This window comes from Methylopila capsulata, assembly GCF_016907975.1.
Lineage (GTDB): Bacteria > Pseudomonadota > Alphaproteobacteria > Rhizobiales > Methylopilaceae > Methylopila > Methylopila capsulata.
Genome location: NZ_JAFBCY010000001.1, coordinates 909,854 through 924,377, shown reverse-complemented (window position 1 = coordinate 924,377; position 14,524 = coordinate 909,854). Strand labels below are relative to the sequence as shown.

Here is a 14,524-nt window from a genome sequence, read left to right as displayed (position 1 = left end):
CCGGCGCCGATCTATGAGTTCCGAAAGCCATCTCGAACCCGTCGGTCCCGCCGCTGTGCGCCGCGGCGACAACGCGTCGCGGCGGCATGCGCTCAGCCTGCCGAACATCCTCACCTACGGCCGCATCGCAGCGGTGCCGGCGGTCGTCGGATGCCTCTTCGTCGGCGGCGACGCCTGGCGTTGGACGGCGCTCGCGCTGTTCGCCCTGGCGGCGATCACCGATTTCCTCGACGGCTACCTCGCGCGCGCCTGGCAGCAGCAGTCGCCGCTCGGGCGGATGCTCGACCCGATCGCGGACAAGCTGCTCGTCTCGGCTTGCCTGCTGATGCTGGCCGCCGACGGCACGGTCCACGGCTGGACGTTGTGGGCGGCGATGGTGATCCTGTGCCGCGAGGTGCTGGTCTCCGGACTGCGGGAGTTCCTGGCCGAGCTGCGGGTCAGCGTGCCCGTCACCAACCTCGCGAAGTACAAGACCACGGCGCAGCTCGTCGCGGTCGGCTTCCTGCTCGCCGGCGCCGCGGGCGACAAGGTGATTCCCGGCGTGACGGCGGTCGGCCTTGGGCTGCTGTGGTTCTCCGCGGTCCTTACGCTCTACACCGGCTATGACTACTTCAAGGCCGGGCTGCGTTACGTGCTGGAGGACCCCGTCGAGTGAAGCTGAAGTATTTCGCCTGGGTGCGGGAGCGGGTCGGGCTGGCCGAAGAGGACGTCGACGCGCCGGCCGGCGTCGCGACCGTCGCCGAGCTGGTCGACTGGCTCCGCGGGCGCGGCCCGGACTACGAGCGCGCCTTCGCGGCCGGCCCCGCGATCCGCGCCGCGATCGACAAGCGCCACGCCAAGCCCGACGCGTCGATCGCCGGCGCCGGGGAGATCGCGTTCTTTCCGCCGATGACCGGCGGCTGAGCCGTCATGACGGTCCGTCTTCAGAGCGAGCCCTTCGACTCCGGCGCGGAGGTCGCGCGGCTGAGCGAGGGCCGCGCCGGAGTCGGCGCGGTCGTCACCTTCACCGGACTCTGCCGCGACCGCGCCGACAACGGGGCGCCGCTCGAGGCGCTGATCCTCGAGCACTATCCCGAGATGGCGCAGGCGGAGCTCGAGCGGATCGAGGCGGAGGCGCGCGCCCGCTGGCCGCTGGTCGACGCCCTGTTGGTCCATCGCTACGGGCGGATCCGTCCGGGCGAGCCCATCGTGCTGGTCGCGACGCTGTCGGCCCACAGGGCGACGGCCTTCGCGGCGGCCGAGTTCCTGATGGACTACCTCAAGACCTCCGCGCCGTTCTGGAAACAGGAGGAGACGGCGGCCGGGACGGGATGGGTCGCGGCCAAGGACGCCGACGACGCGGCGGCCGAGCGCTGGAGCCGCGGCTGAGAGGCTCGAACCCCGCTTGCCGGGCGTTCGAACCGCGTTAGAGTTAACCGGATGTTAACCGCGCTGTCGCGCGGCGCGCCTTTCGGGTTAACCCTGCGATGACCGGCAAGCTCTCGTTTCGCGCCAGCGCGACCCTGATCGTCTGCGGCTACGCGGTGATCGCGGCCCTGCTCGTCCTCGCCGCCGGCCAGAACCTGGGGCAGGGGCTGTCGAACTACGCACAGCAGGTGTCCTGGCTCATGCCGGAGACCACCACCGCCCGTCTGGCCGCGCTGCGGCAGGCCGGACGGCCGGAGACCGCGGCGCTCTATGCGCTCGTGGCCGCCGCCTCCTGGGGCCTGATCGCGGCCATGAGCGCCGCCGGCTTCGCCTGGGGCGTGCTGCACAAGGGCGAGAGCCTGCTCGGCCTCGACAAGGCGTTGACCTATCTCGCCGCGCTCTCCGGCCTCTACGCGCTCTCGACCTGCCTCACGATGGGCCTGAGCGCCGCGCACCTGACGCTGCCCCGCGAGGGGCTGCATGCGATCCCGGGGCTGTGGTTCGCGACGATGATCCCGAGCGCCGCCGTGCTGGCGCGCTGCGCAGCCCTGATCGCCCACGACGCCGGATCCCTGCTCGCCATCGTCATCGCCGCGGAGCCGGGGCGGATCGCCCAGCTCGTGGAGGCGACCGAGGCCGCCCGTGGCGTCGACAGCGTCGAGGCGAAGCTCGCCCGCCGCGTCGCCGCCGCGCGCGTTCGCGCGTAAGGCTCTGGATTTTCGAACGAAAAAGCCCGCGAACCGGCCGGTCCGCGGGCTTTTTCGCGTGTCGCGACAGCTCAGGCTGCGGCGACGGCCTTGGGTGCGGACGGCTGCACTGCGGCCATGTAGTCGTTCATCAGCGTGCTGGTGATGTCGCCCACCGTGAAGCGCCAGTCGGCGATCTCGGCGACCGGCGTGACCTCGGCGGCGGTGCCGCAGATGAAGCACTGCTCGAAGCCCGACAGCTCCTCCGGCAGGATCGCGCGCTCGACCACCTCGATGCCGCGCGCCTTGGCGAGGCCGATGACGGTGCGGCGGGTGATGCCGTCGAGGAAGCAGTCCGGCGTCGGGGTGTGGATGACGCCGTCCTTGACGAAGAAGATGTTCGCGCCGGTGCACTCCGCCACCTGGCCGCGCCAGTCGAGCATCAGCGCGTCGGCGTATCCCTTACGCTCGGCGGCGTGCTTCGACATGGTGCAGATCATGTAGAGGCCGGTCGCCTTGGCCTTGGACGGCGCGGTCAGCGGGTCCGGGCGGCGCCACTGGGCGAGGTCGAGCCGGATGCCCTTCAGACGCTGGGCCGGGTCGAAGTAGCTCGGCCACTGCCACACGGCGATCGCAAGGTGGATTTTGTTGTGCTGGGCGGAGACGCCCATCATCTCGCTGCCGCGCCAGGCGATGGGGCGGATGTAGGCGTCCGAGAAGCCCTGCCGCGCGAGCGTCTCCTCGCAGGCCCGGTCGATCTCCTCGACGGTGTAGGGGATCTCGAAATCCAGCAGCCGCGCGCTTTCGACCAGGCGCTGGTTGTGCTCGCGCATTTTGAAGATCACGCCGCCATAGGCCCGCTCGCCTTCGAACACCGCGCTCGCGTAGTGCAGCGCATGCGTCAGAACGTGAACCTTGGCGTCGGCCCACGGGACGAAGGCCCCGTCGTACCAAATGACGCCGTCGCGCATGTCGAAAGGTTGTGCGTCGGCCATGACAATCGCTCCTTGGCAATCGCTCGCCGGCTCGAAACCGGCGCAATAAAGGCTGTTCAATCTCTGCCGTTCGAGGTGCGCCCGAACGCTGCGACGGTCAAGTCGAGCGTTCAAGCCTTCCGCATTTTGCGCCCTGCGAGCGGACTGGCTATCCTCAGGGAACGCCCGGCCCGATGTACGGTCGCGCAATGATCCGCGTTCAGGGGATTGGTTACGGTAATTTCCTTTCGCGGATTGGGCAGGGTGTGTAACGAACTGATCGGGATAAGTCAATATGACTGACGTAACGACCGAGGCGTCCGGCGCGACTCAGCGCCCCGCCGCCGCGCGCGCCATCGGCCCGGAGGGCGCGCCGGCTTACGACCTGATCGAGCTTCTGTTTTTCGCGTATCGCGACTTCGTGCGCGACGCCGACGAGGCTCTGGCGGCCTATGGGTTCGGGCGCGCGCATCATCGCGTCCTGCACTTCGTGGACCGCAACCCAGGCCTGCGCGTCACGGAGCTGCTCGATATTCTCAAGATCACCAAGCAGAGCCTCGGCCGGGTGCTGCGCGAGCTGATTGATCAGGGCTTCGTCATCCAGCGCGAGGGCGCGTCCGACCGCCGCCAACGGCTGCTGTTCGTGACGGAGCGGGGCGACGCGCTCGCCTTGAAGCTCGCGCATCTTCAGACCGAGCGGATCTCGCGGGCGCTCGATGGGTGCGACGCCGACGTCGGCGCCGCCGCGCGCCGCTTCCTGTTCGCGATGGTCGATCCCGAGGAGCGGAACGCCGTGGCGCGGCTCGCGACGCCCGGGCGGCCCCGCGGAGGGCGGGCCTGACCGTGGCGTCCTCCTCCGAGACGGCCGTCAACGACGACGCCGCGCACCTGCTCGTCGTCGATGACGACGCCCGAATCCGCACGCTTCTCCAGAAGTTCCTCACCGGCAAGGGCTACCGCGTAAGCACCGCCTGCGACGCCGCCGAGGCGCGCGCGAAACTCGACGCTCTGGCCTTCGACCTGCTGGTGCTCGATGTGATGATGCCGGGCGAGAATGGGCTGGACCTCGCGCGCGCGGTGCGCGCTCGCTCGCCCGTGCCGATCCTCATGCTCACGGCGCGGTCGGACGCCGACGACCGCATCGCGGGGCTCGAGACCGGGGCCGACGACTATCTGGCGAAGCCGTTCGATCCGCGGGAACTGCTGCTGCGCGTGGGCGGCATCCTGCGGCGGGCCGGCGCGATGGCCGCGACGTCCGCGCCGGAAGTCGTGTTCGGGGAGTTCTCCTTCCATCGCGGCCGCGGCGAGCTGAAGCGCGGCGACGAGGTCGTCCGCCTCACCGATCGCGAGCGCGACCTGCTCGCGACGCTCGCCGAGCGGCCCGGCCAGACCGTGCCGCGCTCGGCGCTCGCCACCGACGATGCGGCCCCGGGCGACCGGGCGGTCGATGTCGTGGTCACCCGCCTGCGCCGCAAGATCGAGGCCGATCCGGCGAATCCGCTGTTGCTCCAGACGGTGCGGGGTCTCGGCTACCGCCTCCTCGCCGACGGATGAGCGAGGCCGCTGCGACGGGGACCTTCCTGCGTCGGCTGATGCCGAAGGGGCTCTACACCCGCTCTCTGCTCATCATCATCGTGCCGATGGTGCTGCTGCAGGGCGTGCTCGCCTTCGTGTTCCTGGAACGGCACTACCAACTCGTGACCGAAAGGCTGTCCTCGGCGGTGGCGCAGGACATCGCCGCCCTGGCGAGGCTTCACGATCTCCAGCCGACCCCGGAGAACGACGAGCGGCTCGCCCGCATCGCGCGCGACGAGTTGTCGTTGCAGGTGGAGTTCCTGCCGTCGCAGCCGCTGCCGCAGGAACGCCCGCGGCCGTTTTTCTCGATCATCGACGAGGCGCTCTCCAGCCAGCTCGCGGACAGCCTGAAGCGCCCGTTCTGGATCGACACCGTCGGCCGGTCGAACTTCGTGGAAATCCGGGTGACGCTGGCCGACGCCACCATGAAGGTCCTGGCCCGGCGCAATCTCGCCTACGCCTCCAATAGCCACATCTTCCTGGTCTGGATGGTCGGAGCCTCGGTGGTGCTGATCACCGTCGCGATCCTGTTCCTGCGCAACCAGATCCGCCCGATCCTCGCGCTCGCCGCCGCCGCCGAGAGCTTCGGCAAAGGCCGGGCGGGACCGGACTTCAAGGTGCGCGGCGCCCGCGAGGTGCGGGAGGCCGGCCGCGCGTTCCTGGACATGCGCGACCGCATCGAACGTCAGATCGAGCAGCGCACCACCATGCTGGCGGGCGTCAGCCACGACCTGCGGACCATGCTCACCCGCTTCCGCCTTCAACTGGCGCTGCTCGACGAGACGCCCGAAATCGAGGATCTCAACCGCGACGTCGATGAGATGTCGCGGATGCTGGAGGCCTACCTCGCCTTCGTGCGCGGGGACGCAGGCGAGGCGCCGTCGCCCACCGACGTGCCGGGATTGCTGGACGAACTGAAGCGGGCGGTGGAGACCTCCGGCGTGCGGGCGAGCGTGGAGAGCCACGGCCCAGACACCGCCGTGGTGCGGCCCGACGCCTTCCGGCGCTGCCTCGGCAACCTCGTCTCCAACGCGGCGCGCTTTTCCACGCGGATCGCGATCCAGGCGATCAACGACGGCCGAACGCTCGAGATCCGGATCGACGACGACGGCCCGGGCATCCCGCTCGAGAAGCGCGAGGAGGTGTTTCGGCCGTTCCTCAGGCTTGATCAGGCGCGCAACCAGGACCACGGCGGCACCGGACTCGGCCTCGCCATCACCCGCGACATCGCCCGCAGCCATGGCGGCGACGTCACGCTCGAGTCGAGCCCGCTCGGCGGCTTGAGGGCGGTGGTGCGGGTGCCGGCCTAAAGCGCTGGCCGCGCTTCGAAGACATCGTGTGCCGGTTCAAGGCCGGGACACGAGGTCACGCCGTCTTCGCTCACTCCGGCGCGGCCGCCTGACGGGGCTTACGCCGCCGTGCGGAGCTTCTCCTCGCCGGCCCAGGCCTCGGCGCGGTCGAGCGCTCTCGCGAGCTTGTCGAACAGTTCGTCGACCTGCGCTTCGGTGATCACGAGCGGCGGGCACACCGCGATGGCGTCGCCGATGGCGCGGACGATCAGCCCTTCCTGCTCCGCAAGAGCGACGACCTTCGGCGCGACGCCTTGCTTCGGGCCGAAGGCCCGCTTGGTCGCCTTGTCGGCGACGACCTCGACCGCGCCCACGAGCCCCTTGCCGCGGGCCTCGCCCACCAGCGGATGATCGGCCAGCGCCTGAAGTCGCGCCTGGAAGTGCGGGATCAACCCGCGGACATGCCCGATGATGTTCTCGCGCTCGTAGATCTCCAGCGTGCGCAGCGCCACCGCCGCCGCGACCGGGTGTCCGGAATAGGTGAAGCCGTGGCCGAACACGCCGATCTTTTCGCTCTGGCGGATGAGCGCCTCGTCTATCCACTCCGGGATCATCACGCCCGCGATCGGCAGGTAGGCGGAGGACAGCGCCTTCGCGACCGAGATCGTGTCGGGGCTCATCTCCATGGCGGTCGAGCCGAACCATTCGCCGAGCCGCCCGAAGCCGCAGATCACCTCGTCGGCGATCAGCATGACGTCGTGCTTCTCGAGAACCTCCTGGATCTTCGGGTAGTAGGTCTCCGGCGGCACGATGACCCCGCCGGCGCCCATGACCGGTTCCGCGATGAACGCCGCGACCGTGTCCGGCCCCTCCGCTTCGATCTGGGCGTCGAGTTCGGCCGCGAGCCGGGTCGCGAAGTCGACCTCGCTCTCGCCAGGATGGGCGAAGCGGTAGTGATGCGGGCAGGCCGCGTGCCTTACGCCTGCGATCGGCAGGTCGAAGTCGATGTGGTTGTTCGGCAGGCCGGTCAGGCTCGCGCTCGCGATCGTGACCCCGTGGTAGGCCTTGATCCGCGAGATGATCTTCTTCTTCTGCGGCCGGCCCAGCGCGTTGTTGACGTACCAGACGAGCTTCATCTGGGTGTCGTTGGCCTCGGAGCCCGAGTTGCAGAAGAACACCTTGGAAATCGGCGTCGGCGCAAGCTCCTTGAGCTTTTCGGCGAGCGCGATCGCCGGGTCGTGGCTCTTGCCGGAGAACAGGTGCGCGAAGGGCAGCTTCGACATCTGCTCGGCCGCGACTTCGACCAATTCCTGCCGGCCGTGTCCGAGCGCCGTGCACCAGAGGCCGGCCATGCCTTCGAGATAGGGTTTGCCATCGGTGTCGTAGACGTGGACCCCGTCGCCCCGCTCCAGGATGAGGGTGCCCTGTCGCGGCAATGTCGCCAGGTTCGAATAGGGATGGAGAACGGTCGCGACGTCGCGGGCCTGAAGGTTCGTCAGCATGGCGCGTCTCTCCCAATCGGCGATTTCCGACGCCTCACGCATAGGAAATTCGAGCGTCGCGTGGAAGCGCGGCGAGCGCATGCCGCGGCGCCGAAAAAATGTGCTCGCGTTCGGCGAAATTAACTGGAACGATAGTCGAAGTCCGGCGTTTTACCGCTCGATCGCACTCCGTCATTTCGGTCTCAAAACGATGCGGCTCGCACTCGTTGGCGCTGCCCTTGCGTTCGCAGGCTATGCGGCGCTCAGCCATGTGACCTACCTCGCCGATGGCGGGTACTCGGGCGGATTCCCGGAACACAAACGGATCGACGTGCGCTCCCCGCAGGAGTGCGCCGAGGTGATCGCGCGGGCGGACCGGACGCTCGGTCCCGATCATGGCCTCGTCTGCGATCGTGTTCCGTTGGCGCGCCACTGGTTCAATCTCGCGCAGGACGCGTTCGAGCGCCGGCAGGTCCTGGCGACGGTGGCCAACGCGGTCCGCACCGACGCTGTGGCGAGCACCGCAGGACTGCGCTGACGGGTCGCCGTCAGCCGCCGCGCCAGCTGCAGAGCCGGCCGCCGCGGTTCTTCCGCTTCCTCAGGTCGAGATGCAGGTGATCCTCGTGGAACCCGTCGGAGCCGGGGCCCAGCACCGTCATGAACCGCGCGCAGGCGGAGCCACGCACCGCGGCCGCGAACGGTGCCGGCAGCGCCTCGTCATAGACGTCGCGCTCCTGGCCGTCCGCGAAGCCGAAGCCTGATACGTCCACGGCGTTGGCGAGACCATGCTCGCTCATCTTGGCGTTCCGGCGGTTGTTTCGGCCCCGGCAGACGAACGACGACGCGGTGCGCATCTCCGTCAGCTTCGGTCCGGCCTTTTCCGCGGCGGGCGCAAGGTCGTCGCGGACATAGGCCGTAACGGCGCGCGCCGTCTCGCAGCGCAGGATCGCCGCCGGCTTGATCGCGACGGTGCTCCCGTCCTTCAGCTTCACCCCTGACAGCTCCACCGGCAGCGGGGCGCCGCAGGACATGGGGCCGAGGATCGGCGGCAGCGGCTTGGAAATCGCGCCTTCCCGCTCCAGCGCCGCGCAGTCGGCGTCTTTCGCGCGAGCATCCGATGAGGGAGCGGCGACAGGCGGCGGGGTGTCGGCGTCGGGTGGCGCGGGCAGAGGCGGACCGTCGAGCGGCGCGCGGGGGATCATCGCGACCACGGTCGGCTCAGGCGCGCGCTCGGGCGGCAACGGAACGCCCGGCGCCGGCCGGCCCGTGGGAAGCGCGACCTCCGTCACCTCCGCGCGCGCGTGCGCTTCGGGATCGGGCAAAGGGGAGAGCGGGGGCGCCTCGGGGGTCGGCGCGAGACGGATCGCCACGAAGTCCGCAACCCGCGACGCGCTCTCGGTCGCCTCGGCGTCGGAGGGTGAGGCGGCGGCGACGAGCGGCGCGATCACCGGCGCGGCCGCCACAGCTGCGGCGGGCGGTGGCGATCGTTCCGGTTCCGGGGCGCGACCCGGCGCGGGCTTCGGAACCGGCGTGGCGGTCCGGGCCCGCGCAGGCGCCGCCGCGGGCTTTTCGCGCTTGGCGCGGCGAACAGGCTTGCGCTGTTGTGACCACGGCAGGCGGAATTCCGAGAACACCGAACCGCTGTTGCGCGGAGCGGCGAACGCCTGGGGGGCGGCCGGGAGCGTCGAAAGCGCAATCACGGCGCCGGCGACGAGGAGGCAGCTTCGGCCGAAGCTCTTCATCATGCGACGATAACCGCCCGGCGGCGCGTTGGGCAAGACGCTTGGCACAATCCCTGGAGAACGGCCGGCCGCGTGCTGTCGCGGAGGTTGCAAAGCGAGGCCCATGCGGCGGGCTCCCTCCTCCCTTGGTCGGAGCCGACCGCTGTTTGCGCGCATTCTGACGGTGGTGTAACGCTCGAAGCTCAATCTCGAGGTTAACGCACGCTGTGACCGAGCCGACCGCGACGCCCCTGCTCGACGCCGTCCATGTTCCGTCGGACCTGCGGCGGATCCCCGAAGACCGCCTCCCGCAGCTCGCCGACGAACTGCGCCGCGAGACGATCGACGCCGTGTCCGTCACCGGCGGCCATCTCGGAGCCGGTCTCGGCGTTGTCGAACTGACCGTCGCGCTGCACCACGTGTTCGACACGCCGACCGATCGGCTGATCTGGGACGTCGGCCACCAGGTCTATCCGCACAAGATCCTGACCGGTCGCCGCGATCGCATCCGCACCCTGCGCAAGGGCGGGGGGCTCTCCGGCTTCACCAAACGCGCCGAGAGCGAATACGACCCGTTCGGCGCGGGGCATTCCTCCACATCGATCTCGGCCGGCCTCGGCATGGCCGTGGCGCGCGACCTGAAGGGCGCGGACAACCGCGTCGTCTGCGTGATCGGCGACGGCGCGATGTCCGCGGGCATGGCCTACGAGGCGATGAACAACGCTGGGGCCGCAGGCTCGCGCCTGATCGTCATCCTGAACGACAACGACATGTCGATCGCCCCGCCGACGGGCGCCATGTCGGCCTATCTCGCGCGACTGGTCTCCGGCCGCACCTATCTCTCGCTGCGGGAGATCGGGCGTGGGCTCGCGAAGCGCCTGCCGAAGTTCGTCGAGCGCGGCGCCGCGCGGGCGGAGGAGTACGCCCGCGGCCTCGCCATGGGCGGCACGCTGTTCGAGGAGTTGGGCTTCTACTACGTGGGCCCGATCGACGGGCACAATCTCGAGCACCTGCTGCCCGTGCTGAAGAACGTGCGCGACGCGGACCAGGGACCGATCCTCGTCCATGTCGTGACCCAGAAGGGCAAGGGCTACGCACCGGCGGAAGCCTCGGCCGACAAGTACCATGGCGTCTCGGCCTTCGACGTGGTCTCCGGCGCCCAGGCCAAGGCCGTCGCAAACGCCCCGAGCTACACCAAGGTCTTCGCCCAGAGCCTGATCGCGGAGGCGCGCGACGACGACCGGATCGTCGCGATCACCGCGGCCATGCCGGGCGGCACGGGGCTCGACCTGTTCGCGCAGGCGTTTCCCGCCCGCACCTTCGACGTCGGCATCGCGGAGCAGCACGCGGTCACTTTTGCGGCGGGCCTCGCCACCGAAGGCCTCAAGCCCTTCTGCGCGCTCTATTCGACTTTCCTGCAGCGCGCCTACGACCAAGTCGTCCACGACGTCGCGATCCAGAAGCTGCCGGTGCGCTTCGCAATCGACCGCGCCGGCCTCGTCGGCGCCGACGGCGCGACCCACGCCGGGGCCTACGACATCGCCTATCTCGGCTGCCTGCCGGACATCGTTCTGATGGCGCCGGCGGACGAGGCCGAACTCGTCCACATGGTCGCGACCGCCGCCGACTACGACGAGGGCCCGAGCGCCTTTCGCTACCCGCGCGGCGAAGGCGTCGGCGTCGAGATGCCGACGCGCGGCCACCCCCTGCCGATCGGACGCGGACGCGTGGTGCGCGAGGGCACGACCGTGGCGCTGCTGTCGCTTGGGCCGCGGCTCGCCGCGGCGCGCGAGGCGGCCGAGGAGCTCGGCCTGCGCGGCGTGTCCACAACCGTCGCCGACGCCCGTTTCGCGAAGCCGCTCGACCGCGATCTCATTCTCCGTCTCGCCCGCGAGCATGAGGTGCTCGTGACGGTGGAGGAGGGGTCCACCGGCGGCTTCGGCGCCATGGTGCTGCAACTGCTCGCGACCGAGGGCGCGCTCGACCGCGGTCTGAAGATCCGGACGCTCACTCTGCCGGATCGTTTCCAGGACCACGACAAGCCCGAGCTTCAGCTCGCCGAAGCCGGCCTCGACGCCAAGACGATCGCCGCGACCGCGCTGCTGGCGCTCGGCCGCGAAGCGCGGGCGGCGCTGAGGGCGTAGAGTCCGGCCTCTGCGGTCTCCAAGACGTTCAACGGCGGGATCTTCCGACCCGGCTCATCCGATGATGGCGTGCGGCACGAAGCGCGACATGTTCATCGTGACAGGTGAAGCGTCCTCCCGAACGCCCAGCCCGCATGGGGCGTCGCCCACCACCCAGCTCCCAAGCACGGCGTAGCCTCCAGGCGACGAGAACAGCCGCGCAGCCTGCTGAACCACAAACCCCTCGGCTCCGTAGGGACCCTCGATCGCGACCGTTTCGCCGTCCTGAACCAGCGTGACGTTCGCGCCCTCGCGCGAGAACAGAGGCTTGTGGACGTAAGCGTCGAGAGCGGCTGCGCGGGGATCGTCCGCGAAGAAAGCGGGGAGCAGATTGGGATGGCCGGGATGGGCCTCCCAGAGCAGCGGCAGGATCGCCTTGGTGGAGAGCATCGCCTTCCACGGAGGTTCGACGAAGCGGCAGCCCGAGATTGGAAGATGTGATGCGAACGGAGCCTCGAAGATCCACTCCCAGGGGTGGAGCTTGAACATTTGGTCGATCACGAGGTCGTCCTCGTCCGTGAACCGGCCCCGCGCGTCGAGCCCGACGCGGTCGATATGAAGCTTGCGACCCACATGGCCCGCCTGCGCGGCGCAGTCGAGGAGGTAATCGATCGTGCCGCCGTCCTCGACGTCGTCGATGGCGCCGACGAAGTGGAACAACGACCGGTTGGAAAACGCCTTGAAACGTTCGACCAGCGCCTCGTGGGCCGAGTTAAATTGGTCGGCGTCTAGGGGAAGCGCGCCGCTTCGCCGGAGCTCCTCGAGCCAGGCCCATTGGAACACGGCGGTCTCGTAGAGTCCGGTCGGGGTGTCGGCGTTGTACTCCAACATCTTGGCAGGCCCCGTCCCGTCGTAGGCGAGATCGAAGCGGCCGTAGAGCGAGGGTTCGAGATCGCGGTTCCGCCAGGACCGCGCGACGTAGTCGTGGAACGCCGCCGTAACGCCGAGCCGCGTCAGCAGTCTGCCGTCGCGCGCGGCGCGGTCCGCAAGGTCGAGACACAGCGCGTGCAGTTCGCGTGTCGAGTCCTCGATGTCGTGCTCGATCTCCCTCAGCGTGAAGGCGAAGCAGGCGGTCTCGTCCCAATAGGGCGCGCCGTACATCTCGGCGAACCGGAAGCCCAGGCGATCGGCGGTCTTGCGCCAGTCCGGCCGGGGAGGGATCGCGAGGCGACGCATCAGGAGCCGGCGCGGAAGCCGCCGAACGCAGGGCCGAAGCCGCCGCGCGATATCGTCTCGGTCTTGAGCGAAGCTCGCCCCCGCTCCCCCGAGGCGCCAGGTTCGACGAACGCCCAAACCGGTCGGTAAGACCCCCGCCAGCGCCTTGATTCGTAGACCGGCTGTCCCGTATTTCGGAATGTGCGCATGCCGGTGGCGAACCCTCCGCCTCCGCCGCTGGTGCCGCTCTCCGAAGCGGCGCAACCCACACTGTAGTAGTCGCAGTCCTTCGACAGAGTGAAACCGCCCATGGCGGGGGAGTACGTCTCGCCGCCTGCTCCGGCCGAGGTTCCTGCCGGAGAGGCCTCGCAGACCGTGTCGGCCTCGGTCTCGCACGTCGCGCGGTTGGCGTAACGCGGGGCTCGCGCCCGGTGGGCTATCGACGCCGTGCGTTGCGCGCTGTCGCAGTCCTCGGCGGGGATCCCCGCGCGCGTGCATTGGGCGGCGTCGGTGAAGACGCCTCCAACAACCTCCGACGGCCCGCGATAGACGCTAAGCGCCACGGCGCCCGCGCCCATCAACCCCAGCGCAATTCCGTTCGAGCGCTTCATCGCCCTGCGTCCGCTCAGTAGGTCATCGCGGCGGCGTTGAGCACGCCGACGACGACTGAGACGCCGCCAAGCCATGCGCCCGCCGCCATCTCGCCGTTGGAGATGCGGATCGACACGTCGGGCATGACCGCTCGCGCCGCGCCATAGGCGCCGATCTGCACGACGGCCGCGATCACGGACCAGAGCGCAAAATCCGCCAGCGAGGCTGCGCCGCCCATCGCGGCCTTCATCGGCAGCGCGAACCCAAGGAGCGCCCCGAGCAGGGCGGGCACGGCCGCCATATTGCCCGCGCGCACGAGACGAAACTCGTGATGCGGGGTGATGCGGGAATAGGCCATGAGAAAGAGCCCGGCGAGCACGATCGCAAGCGCGAAGTAGGCGGCGAATTCGGGAAAGCCGGAGAGGTAGTGGCGAGCGACGACTAGCGCGTTCGGCCGGTCGATGAGAGTGGCGTCATCCACGGCGGGTGGGCCTCTTGAGGCGTGTCGTATCATCCGCGCTGGGGCGCGCGTCCTTGATACGATCGCGCCGCGCCAATCGCCAGAGGCGAGGCGGGGAAACTCGAGGGGCGAACGCGGCCTTCTGGCGCGTCGCTGAGCCCGCCGCTGCGGCTGTTGGACGTGGTAAGCCCGCCCCCCAAGATGTCAGCCCCGAGGAGATCGACGCGCATGCCCGGAAAGCTTCAGGACAAGGTCGCGATCGTTTCCGGCGGGGCGACGGGGATGGGCGGGGCCTCCTCGCGCCTGTTCGCGGCGGAGGGGGCGAAGGTCGCGATCGTCGATCTCAACGGCGAGGCCGCGGAGGAGACCGCGGCGGCCATCCGCGCCGAAGGCGGCGTGGCGGAGGCCTTCGTCGCCGACGTGTCGGACGAGGCTGCGGTCGGCGCCGCCGTGGCGGCGGTGACGCAGCGCTTCGGGCCTGCGACCGTGCTGTTCAACCATGCCGGGACCATCGTCATAAAGCCGTTCCTGGAGACGACGGTCGCGGAGTGGGACTGGCTGCACGCGGTCAACGTGCGGTCGATGTTTCTCATGACGAAGGCCGTGCTGCCGGGGATGATCGCGGCCGGCGGCGGCTCGATCGTCTGCACCTCGTCGATCTCCGCGGTGGCGGCGACGCCGATGGAAGTGCTCTACGACACCACCAAGGGCGCGTGCCACATGTTCGCCCGCGCGATCGCGGTGGAGTTCCGCGACCGGAACATCCGATGCAACGCGGTGTGTCCCGGCTTCATCCGCACGCCCCACGGCCTGCGCGAGGTCGCTGACCTGCAGGCGCTGGGCGTCGACACGTCCGATGCGGCGATCGCCGCGGCTCAGGGCCGCATCGGCGAAGCAGAGGAGGTGGCGAAGGCCGCGCTGTTCCTCGCAAGCGACGACGCGAGCTTCGTCAACGGCGCGCATCTCTTCGTGGACAACGGCTTTACCGCGATCTGAGCAAGG

At 69.6% G+C, this 14,524-nt stretch carries 16 protein-coding genes; 10 read left to right on the top strand and 6 right to left on the bottom strand.

Annotated elements, in window-relative coordinates; translation table 11 throughout:
- Positions 1-13: 13 nt before the first annotated feature.
- The 4 genes from pgsA to JOD31_RS04395 all read left to right on the top strand — a co-directional run bounded on the left by pgsA (position 14) and on the right by JOD31_RS04395 (position 2,114).
- Entirely contained in the window at positions 14-655 is a 642-nt protein-coding gene (gene pgsA, locus JOD31_RS04410; protein ID WP_246482320.1) for a CDP-diacylglycerol--glycerol-3-phosphate 3-phosphatidyltransferase, read from the top strand.
- Positions 652-903, top strand: a complete 252-nt coding sequence (gene moaD, locus JOD31_RS04405; RefSeq protein ID WP_020184419.1) for a molybdopterin converting factor subunit 1 — start codon at positions 652-654, stop codon at positions 901-903. Before pgsA ends, moaD begins: the two co-directional genes overlap by 4 nt.
- Positions 904-909: 6 nt before the next feature.
- Entirely contained in the window at positions 910-1,368 is a 459-nt protein-coding gene (locus JOD31_RS04400; protein WP_204949061.1) for a molybdenum cofactor biosynthesis protein MoaE, read from the top strand.
- 98 nt (positions 1,369-1,466) lie between these two features.
- Positions 1,467-2,114 (top strand): hypothetical protein, encoded by a 648-nt coding sequence (locus JOD31_RS04395; protein WP_204949060.1) that lies wholly within the window; start codon positions 1,467-1,469, stop codon positions 2,112-2,114.
- A gap of 71 nt (positions 2,115-2,185) precedes the next feature.
- Here JOD31_RS04395 and JOD31_RS04390 read toward each other — a convergent pair whose 3' ends face one another.
- Entirely contained in the window at positions 2,186-3,088 is a 903-nt protein-coding gene (locus JOD31_RS04390; RefSeq protein ID WP_204949059.1) for a branched-chain amino acid aminotransferase, read from the bottom strand.
- 274 nt (positions 3,089-3,362) lie between these two features.
- On the opposite strand from JOD31_RS04390, the gene JOD31_RS04385 reads away from it, so the two are divergent.
- Genes JOD31_RS04385 through JOD31_RS04375 form a run of 3 tightly spaced genes read left to right on the top strand, consistent with a single transcriptional unit; the run spans position 3,363 to position 5,952 of the window.
- Complete coding sequence (locus JOD31_RS04385; protein ID WP_204949058.1) at positions 3,363-3,908, top strand: MarR family winged helix-turn-helix transcriptional regulator; 546 nt, start codon at positions 3,363-3,365, stop codon at positions 3,906-3,908.
- Between the two features lie 2 nt (positions 3,909-3,910).
- Entirely contained in the window at positions 3,911-4,621 is a 711-nt protein-coding gene (locus JOD31_RS04380; protein ID WP_204949057.1) for a response regulator, read from the top strand.
- Positions 4,618-5,952 carry an ATP-binding protein gene (locus tag JOD31_RS04375; protein WP_204949056.1) on the top strand — a complete coding sequence of 445 codons (1,335 nt, stop codon included), beginning with the start codon at positions 4,618-4,620 and terminating at the stop codon, positions 5,950-5,952. Before JOD31_RS04380 ends, JOD31_RS04375 begins: the two co-directional genes overlap by 4 nt.
- 98 nt (positions 5,953-6,050) lie before the next feature.
- Here JOD31_RS04375 and JOD31_RS04370 read toward each other — a convergent pair whose 3' ends face one another.
- On the bottom strand, positions 6,051-7,433 hold the full coding sequence (locus JOD31_RS04370; RefSeq protein WP_204949055.1) for an aminotransferase: 1,383 nt from the start codon (positions 7,431-7,433) through the stop codon (positions 6,051-6,053).
- Between JOD31_RS04370 and JOD31_RS04365 the strand changes: the two genes are divergently transcribed.
- Positions 7,432-7,950 (top strand): hypothetical protein, encoded by a 519-nt coding sequence (locus tag JOD31_RS04365; protein ID WP_204949054.1) that lies wholly within the window; start codon positions 7,432-7,434, stop codon positions 7,948-7,950. The genes JOD31_RS04370 and JOD31_RS04365 overlap by 2 nt on opposite strands.
- A gap of 10 nt (positions 7,951-7,960) precedes the next feature.
- Here the strand turns inward: JOD31_RS04365 and JOD31_RS04360 are convergent, their stop codons facing one another.
- A complete protein-coding gene (locus JOD31_RS04360) occupies positions 7,961-9,157 on the bottom strand; it encodes an extensin family protein (protein ID WP_204949053.1) in 1,197 nt (398 codons plus the stop codon).
- A gap of 203 nt (positions 9,158-9,360) precedes the next feature.
- Here JOD31_RS04360 and dxs point away from each other — a divergent pair, with 203 nt between their 5' ends.
- Positions 9,361-11,277, top strand: a complete 1,917-nt coding sequence (dxs, locus tag JOD31_RS04355; protein ID WP_204949052.1) for a 1-deoxy-D-xylulose-5-phosphate synthase — start codon at positions 9,361-9,363, stop codon at positions 11,275-11,277.
- Positions 11,278-11,331: 54 nt separating this feature from the next.
- On the opposite strand, the gene JOD31_RS04350 is transcribed toward dxs, so the two are convergent.
- Genes JOD31_RS04350 through JOD31_RS04340 form a run of 3 tightly spaced genes read right to left on the bottom strand, consistent with a single transcriptional unit; the run spans position 11,332 to position 13,543 of the window.
- A complete protein-coding gene (locus tag JOD31_RS04350) occupies positions 11,332-12,492 on the bottom strand; it encodes a glutathionylspermidine synthase family protein (protein WP_204949051.1) in 1,161 nt (386 codons plus the stop codon).
- Positions 12,492-13,082, bottom strand: a complete 591-nt coding sequence (locus tag JOD31_RS04345; protein WP_204949050.1) for a DUF1190 domain-containing protein — start codon at positions 13,080-13,082, stop codon at positions 12,492-12,494. Before JOD31_RS04345 ends, JOD31_RS04350 begins: the two co-directional genes overlap by 1 nt.
- 14 nt (positions 13,083-13,096) lie before the next feature.
- Complete coding sequence (locus JOD31_RS04340) at positions 13,097-13,543, bottom strand: DUF350 domain-containing protein (RefSeq protein WP_204949049.1); 447 nt, start codon at positions 13,541-13,543, stop codon at positions 13,097-13,099.
- 207 nt (positions 13,544-13,750) lie between these two features.
- Here JOD31_RS04340 and JOD31_RS04335 point away from each other — a divergent pair, with 207 nt between their 5' ends.
- Positions 13,751-14,518, top strand: coding sequence for an SDR family NAD(P)-dependent oxidoreductase (locus JOD31_RS04335; protein ID WP_204949048.1), 768 nt, complete (start codon positions 13,751-13,753; stop codon positions 14,516-14,518).
- Positions 14,519-14,524: the final 6 nt, after the last annotated feature.

What these genes read in the sequence shown, in the direction of transcription:
- pgsA (WP_246482320.1), top strand. Translation starts at nt 14, where the DNA reads ATGAGTTCCGAAAGCCATCTCGAACCCGTCGGTCCCGCCGCTGTGCGC.
- JOD31_RS04400 (WP_204949061.1), top strand. Translation starts at nt 910, where the DNA reads ATGACGGTCCGTCTTCAGAGCGAGCCCTTCGACTCCGGCGCGGAGGTC.
- JOD31_RS04395 (WP_204949060.1), top strand. Translation starts at nt 1,467, where the DNA reads ATGACCGGCAAGCTCTCGTTTCGCGCCAGCGCGACCCTGATCGTCTGC.
- JOD31_RS04390 (WP_204949059.1), bottom strand. Translation starts at nt 3,088, where the DNA reads ATGGCCGACGCACAACCTTTCGACATGCGCGACGGCGTCATTTGGTAC.
- JOD31_RS04385 (WP_204949058.1), top strand. Translation starts at nt 3,363, where the DNA reads ATGACTGACGTAACGACCGAGGCGTCCGGCGCGACTCAGCGCCCCGCC.
- JOD31_RS04375 (WP_204949056.1), top strand. Translation starts at nt 4,618, where the DNA reads ATGAGCGAGGCCGCTGCGACGGGGACCTTCCTGCGTCGGCTGATGCCG.
- JOD31_RS04365 (WP_204949054.1), top strand. Translation starts at nt 7,432, where the DNA reads ATGGCGCGTCTCTCCCAATCGGCGATTTCCGACGCCTCACGCATAGGA.
- JOD31_RS04370 (WP_204949055.1), bottom strand. Translation starts at nt 7,433, where the DNA reads ATGCTGACGAACCTTCAGGCCCGCGACGTCGCGACCGTTCTCCATCCC.
- JOD31_RS04360 (WP_204949053.1), bottom strand. Translation starts at nt 9,157, where the DNA reads ATGATGAAGAGCTTCGGCCGAAGCTGCCTCCTCGTCGCCGGCGCCGTG.
- JOD31_RS04350 (WP_204949051.1), bottom strand. Translation starts at nt 12,492, where the DNA reads ATGCGTCGCCTCGCGATCCCTCCCCGGCCGGACTGGCGCAAGACCGCC.
- JOD31_RS04345 (WP_204949050.1), bottom strand. Translation starts at nt 13,082, where the DNA reads ATGAAGCGCTCGAACGGAATTGCGCTGGGGTTGATGGGCGCGGGCGCC.
- JOD31_RS04335 (WP_204949048.1), top strand. Translation starts at nt 13,751, where the DNA reads ATGCCCGGAAAGCTTCAGGACAAGGTCGCGATCGTTTCCGGCGGGGCG.